The organism is Mesorhizobium sp. M2E.F.Ca.ET.209.01.1.1 (assembly GCF_004010375.2).
Classification (GTDB): Bacteria; Pseudomonadota; Alphaproteobacteria; order Rhizobiales; family Rhizobiaceae; genus Mesorhizobium.
In genome coordinates this window covers 1-343 of the sequence record NZ_SADP02000600.1, presented here as the reverse complement: position 1 = coordinate 343, position 343 = coordinate 1, and the positions used below count along the sequence as shown (strand labels likewise).

The window sequence follows — 343 nt, the reverse complement described above, 5'->3', positions numbered from 1 at the left end:
TGGGCGTCCGAATCGCCCTGGAAGCTGATCACCGGATCGGCACCCGCTCCCTGCTCTGTGGTGAGCCAAACCTGGCTCACGCATCCAGGCACCTTGTTGGCAGCCGTGCGCTCCGCCTCAGGAAAAGGCGGCAGGCCTTCGCCGAGCTCGATCACGTAGCGATAGCGGTCCTCCCACTCGTCGAGCAGGGAAAAGTCGTCGCGGATCGTCTGGATCGGGGTAGTCATGGTCCGCATATAGTGACCCGGCTCGGCCGCGTCACGGAAAAAGAAAGTCGCCGCGGGCGTCGAGAGGTCGGACCGGCCCGCGGCGTTAGAGCAATTCCAGGAAAAGTGCGAAGCGG

Annotated in this window: 1 protein-coding gene; it reads right to left on the bottom strand. The window is 64.1% G+C overall.

What is annotated here, in order from left to right:
• On the bottom strand, positions 1 to 227 hold a 227-nt coding region (locus EN852_RS37080; RefSeq protein WP_189546512.1), incomplete at its 3' end, for a SufE family protein.
• Positions 228 to 343: the final 116 nt, after the last annotated feature.